Origin of the sequence: Vibrio sp. V42_P2S4T144 (assembly GCF_009904715.1) — a bacterium.
Classification (GTDB): domain Bacteria; phylum Pseudomonadota; class Gammaproteobacteria; order Enterobacterales; family Vibrionaceae; genus Vibrio; species Vibrio alginolyticus.
On the sequence record NZ_WXWS01000006.1, the window covers coordinates 1 to 4,975 of the forward strand.

Here is a 4,975-nt window from a genome sequence, read left to right on the forward strand (position 1 = left end):
AATTATAATTCTATTATTTATAAGGACATAGAAAAGTGAAATTTAAGTATTCTTTAGCAACGGCAGTCACTCTCGCATTATTACAAGGCTGTGGCGGTGGTGGCGGTGATAGCTCATCACCTACTCCGTCCACTAGCAGTGCAAACGGTCCAACGTGGAAAGTTCATGATTTTAGCCAACCGTCGAAAACGTTTATCAACCAATGTGAAACGCCCCGCGTCGGACTGGACCCATATGACAACTATGCCGCCTATCCAGATAAATTGGGCTCTGCATTACACGAAAAACTCTTTTTAAGAGCTTTTACTAACGAAACGTATCTATGGTATGACGAGGTTCCTGATAATAATCCAGCAAACTACAAAACTGTTACTGATTACTTCAATACGCTGGTCACCTCTGCTACTACCGCGACGGGTAAACCAAAAGATCGCTTCCATTTTACCGTCCCTTATGAGGATGATATGAAATCATCGCAATCCGGTTTAGTTGCTGGATTTGGTTTTAACTGGGCATTCCTACGTGGCGTACAACCTCGAGACGTTCGTATTTCCTACACTGAAGAAGCCTCGCCAGCTGATAGAAGCGGCATTGCTCGTGGTGATAAGCTTCTGAAAATCAATAATATTGATGTGGTTAACACCGGTAGTCAGTCCGACATTGATTTTATTAACAAAACGCTCTTTAACCCTGACATCAATCAAGATTACACCTTCACATTTGAGAGTGTTGACGGTCTAGAGAAAACCGTGACGCTTACCGCCTCTGATGTCATGACCTCTCCAGTTAAAAATGCCAAAGTGATTACACACAATGGTATGCGGATCGGCTATCTGCAATACAACTCCTTTGAACCAAGCGCTCAAGCCCCGCTTATTGAGGCGTTCAGTATGCTCTCAGCAGAGAATGTTGACGAGATCGTCGTTGATTTACGTTACAACGGCGGTGGCTTAGTCCTTCAGTCCTCGCAAGTAGGCTACATGCTAAGCGGTGCTGGTCAGAACCGAGTCTTCAGTGAGTTGATTCATAATGACAAAGTGATGCGTACCATTAAAGATGGGGATAACATCTATCGCTTTACGAATCTAGCAATAGACTGGGCAGCACAGAAATATTCGGATCAAGTGCTTCCGACACTGAACAAAAAGCGCGTATATGTGCTGACTTCAGGAGGCACGGCTTCCTCAAGTGAACTGTTAATCAACGCTTTGCGCGGCATTGATGTGGAGGTTATCCAAATAGGTTCAACAACCACAGGTAAACCGTATGGGTTCTCACCAGAACAAAACTGCGGCACTATGTACTACACTATTCAGTTCAAGTCGGCGAACGAGAAAAAATTTGGCGACTTCGCTGATGGTTTTATTCCTACTCCAAAGAGCCAAATCAATACCGAGCTAGGCTTAAACAATAGAGTGGAAGGTTGCTGGGTCAATGACGACCTAACAAAACCATTAGGCGATCCGTCTGAAGGTATGCTTTCTGCGGCACTAAACTACATGGAAACTGGAACCTGTCCGCCAGTATCCCCTTCAAGTTTCAACGCCATGCCGCGTAACATTTCATCTCCGGAGTTAAGCGATCTTCGCTCTCCGCTACGAACAGAGGCAATTCATGTTGAGATCAACTAACTTTTTACGAATGCTGATTCGGGTTGCGCTTTTCCTAGGGACTTCGATTTCTTTGATAGGATGTCAAGCTATGTCACAAGAACCCGTTGAAGCATTGAGTAAAAAGAACTCTCCGGAAACAGTCATAGAAATTCAAAACGCGATCGCAGAAATCCAAGGGACACCTGCACCTAGAATCGCAAATAACGTATTTGAATCCACACCGCATTTGTTGATTGAAAAAGGACGAGTAAAAGGGAACAACAATCAACTGTTGGATGGCAGCTATACGGATCTTCCAGACCAATATACGTTGCAGATAAGAGGTGAAACCTGTGGCTTGTACTACGCCAAAACAGATACTTTTGTCTCTCTCAGTTCACTAGATTGTGAGCCCATTATTAAGTTTTAGATCTCCCAAAAAGAGAAGCCCGCTGATATCAGCGGGCTTCCTACTTTATTGTTCAGTGTGAAACGGTCAACGTTACTTTAATTCCATCCATGCTTTGCGCTGTTGCTTATCCATGTATGACCAAGCTACAAAGCGGCTCACTTTCTGTCCTTGACTCATTTCAACCACACGAATGGCTTTCACACCCAATTTTTCAAGCTGCTTGCGCATCGGGCGAACGTTGTCTTTTTTAGATATAAGTGTTGTAAACCACAAGACCTGCGCAGCAAAAGCTTGGCTTTCATTCGCCATTTTTCGGATAAACGCCGCTTCTCCGCCTTCACACCACAATTCAGCGTTTTGACCGCCAAAATTCAACGCAGGCTTACTTGTCTTTACTGGTGCGGTTTGAGGTTTTAGCCCTTTCTTACGCTGGTTTGCTTTTAGATTATCGATTTTACGCTGGCTGCCCATAGCGGCATCTTCCGCCGAACGGTGGAATGGCGGATTGCATGTCGTCACATCATAACGATCATTCGGTTGAATGATACCTCGATAAATATTGGCATCATTGTGTTGCTGTATCAGTGCAATTTTTCCCGTCAAAACACGATTGTGCTCTACGATCGTTTGAGCCGATTGGATGGATTTTGGATCGACATCGCTGCCCGTATAGTGCCAACCGTATTTTGTTACACCAACAATCGGATAAATACAGTTTGCTCCCACGCCAATGTCCAACGCTTTCACTTTTTGGTGCGCGTACTGACCTTTTACTTCACTATCAAGTAGTTCTGCCACTCGGTGAATGTAATCAGCGCGGCCCGGAATCGGTGGGCAAAGGTAGGTGTCGGGAATGCCCCAGAACTCGATACCATAATACGCAGCAAGCAATGCTTTATTGAGAATTTTAACAGCGTTAGGATCAGAGAAGTTTATGGAATCTTCCCCTTTCGGATTTTTGATAACGAATGGCTTTAACTGTGGTTCACTTTCCACGAGTTTTTTAAAATCGTAACGACCTCGATGAACATTACGCTCATGCAAACCATTCTTCGCTATTTTTATGAACTCGACTTCGCTCTTTCCTGCAGGCTGAGGGGATTTGCGCGCAACTTTGTCTTTAACACGCTTCGGCTTGTCTTTATTCGCGTCTTTCTTCTGACCCGCCATTGAAGCCTTTGGTTTTGCTTGCTTCGCGTTGTGATTATTGTTCTTCATTCAAATTCGCTTTTAAATCGAGGTAAATCATAAACAAACGAGCATCAAATTCGAGTTGGTGATACTCAGGCTCCATGCAGCAACATAACTGATAGAACGCCTTGTCGTGGTTTTTCTCACGAGTATGTGCCAACTCATGTACCACCAGCATTCTTAATAGTGGCTCGGGCGCCTCTTTAAATACATTGGCAATGCGAATCTCGTTTTTCGACTTAAGCTTACCACCATGGTTTCTACTGATTAAACTGTGCAAACCAAGCGCATTGTTTACCGCGTGAATTTTCTTATCGTAGACAACTTTACTGATTGGCGCGGCTTTCTTCATGTAGCGATTTTTGATTGCCATGGCGTACTCATAGAGCGCCCTTTCGCTTTTGATTTGGTGCCTATCGGGATAACGCTTTTCGAACCAAGGAACAAACTTGCCACTCGCTATCAATGAGCTCACCTGCTCTACGATGTTTTGTGGGTAGCCTTGAATGTATCGAAGTGACGGATGCATAGAGTTAACGTCTGTTATGACAAAATAAAGGCGCTCAATATACCTGAGATAAAGGACAGTTTCACCTTAGCTTTCGCCTTTCATTTATGGTGAAAGGCCGTTAAACTTCGCCTCCCAATGATAATGGAGAGAAACTCAATGAAACGTGTCGTCCTTTACGTCAAAGACAAATGCCCTCACTGCAAAGATGCTCAACGTTATCTGGATTCGAAAAATATTAACTATCGTTTGTGCAATGCTAAGATGCAACGCGGTCGCAAAGAACTTGATGCGCTTGGTGCTCGTTCAGTGCCAGTTTTAAAAATTGGTGATCGGGTAATGATTGGCTGGAACCCAAAGAACTTCGAGAAGATGTACAAAGGCGACTAGTGCTCGGACGATGAATCTGCGCTGCGTTTAAACGTAGCGCTTGATAAAGTCGATAAACGTTCGATCTGCTATTGATAAATACCCCTGCTTGCGCCAAGCAAGTGCCAGATCCAGCGTCACTGGTGGTTCAAACGGTAAGCCAACAACGCCCGACTCATGTTGAGTCACCAATTCCAGTAACGCGGTAATCGCAAACTCTTGTTTTACAATACTCAAAATCAAAGGCAGTAAGTTGGTCTCGAATGATGACTTCATGGTAAACCCATGCTCCTCACTCACCTGATCCAAAAATTCGCGGTGAAAATAGCCATGCTGAAACATAACCAAATCGTGTTCAAAGAACTCATCAAAAGTAAGAGCGTGTCGCTGGGCTAACTCATGCTCAGGTGAAACAACTGCGACCATTTGGCTAGTAAACAAATGGTCAGTTTCTAGATCATCAGGCACATTATCACAACTGATCACACCAATATCGAGTTGACCATTGAGCAGCATACGACGAATCGATTGAGTTCCAGCTTCGACCAAGGTCAATTTTAACTCAGGGAATTGGCTTTTAAACGCCATCACAATTCGTGGAAAGAAATAACTGCCCATCATTGATGGCGTCCCTAGTCTTACTTCGCCTTTCGCTAAACCTTTCAACTCATCAATCGCGAGCTGCGCGTCGTGCAACTGTTGAATCACCCGCTTAGCATGTACAAATAACGTTTCGCCCTCTTTCGTTAAGCTGATTTTTTTATCATCACGGCGAAATAGGGTAACGCCCAAAGACTGCTCAAACTTTTTGATAGAAATGCTTAATGCGGGCTGGGCAATATGCAGGGCTTTCGCCGCATGGGTAATGTTTCCGTGTTCAGCGACCGCCAGAAAATGTTTAAG

At 44.3% G+C, this 4,975-nt stretch carries 6 protein-coding genes; 3 read left to right on the forward strand and 3 right to left on the reverse strand.

Features of this window, described 5'->3' with window-relative positions; all coding sequences use genetic code 11:
• Positions 1 to 35: 35 nt before the first annotated feature.
• Both CAG68_RS00125 and CAG68_RS00130 read left to right on the forward strand, forming a co-directional pair.
• On the forward strand, positions 36 to 1,631 hold the full coding sequence (locus CAG68_RS00125; protein WP_054730106.1) for a S41 family peptidase: 1,596 nt from the start codon (positions 36 to 38) through the stop codon (positions 1,629 to 1,631).
• A gap of 70 nt (positions 1,632 to 1,701) precedes the next feature.
• Positions 1,702 to 2,022, forward strand: a complete 321-nt coding sequence (locus CAG68_RS00130) for a hypothetical protein (RefSeq protein WP_054577908.1) — start codon at positions 1,702 to 1,704, stop codon at positions 2,020 to 2,022.
• Between the two features lie 72 nt (positions 2,023 to 2,094).
• Here CAG68_RS00130 and rlmF read toward each other — a convergent pair whose 3' ends face one another.
• Positions 2,095 to 3,222, reverse strand: coding sequence for a 23S rRNA (adenine(1618)-N(6))-methyltransferase RlmF (gene rlmF / locus CAG68_RS00135; protein ID WP_054577909.1), 1,128 nt, complete (start codon positions 3,220 to 3,222; stop codon positions 2,095 to 2,097).
• Complete coding sequence (locus CAG68_RS00140) at positions 3,209 to 3,724, reverse strand: YgjP-like metallopeptidase domain-containing protein (protein ID WP_161440625.1); 516 nt, start codon at positions 3,722 to 3,724, stop codon at positions 3,209 to 3,211. The genes rlmF and CAG68_RS00140 overlap by 14 nt, the downstream gene beginning before the upstream one ends.
• A gap of 138 nt (positions 3,725 to 3,862) precedes the next feature.
• Between CAG68_RS00140 and CAG68_RS00145 the strand changes: the two genes are divergently transcribed.
• Complete coding sequence (locus CAG68_RS00145; protein WP_005377871.1) at positions 3,863 to 4,093, forward strand: glutaredoxin family protein; 231 nt, start codon at positions 3,863 to 3,865, stop codon at positions 4,091 to 4,093.
• A gap of 27 nt (positions 4,094 to 4,120) precedes the next feature.
• Here CAG68_RS00145 and CAG68_RS00150 read toward each other — a convergent pair.
• On the reverse strand, positions 4,121 to 4,975 hold an 855-nt coding region (locus tag CAG68_RS00150; RefSeq protein ID WP_237667813.1), incomplete at its 5' end, for a LysR family transcriptional regulator.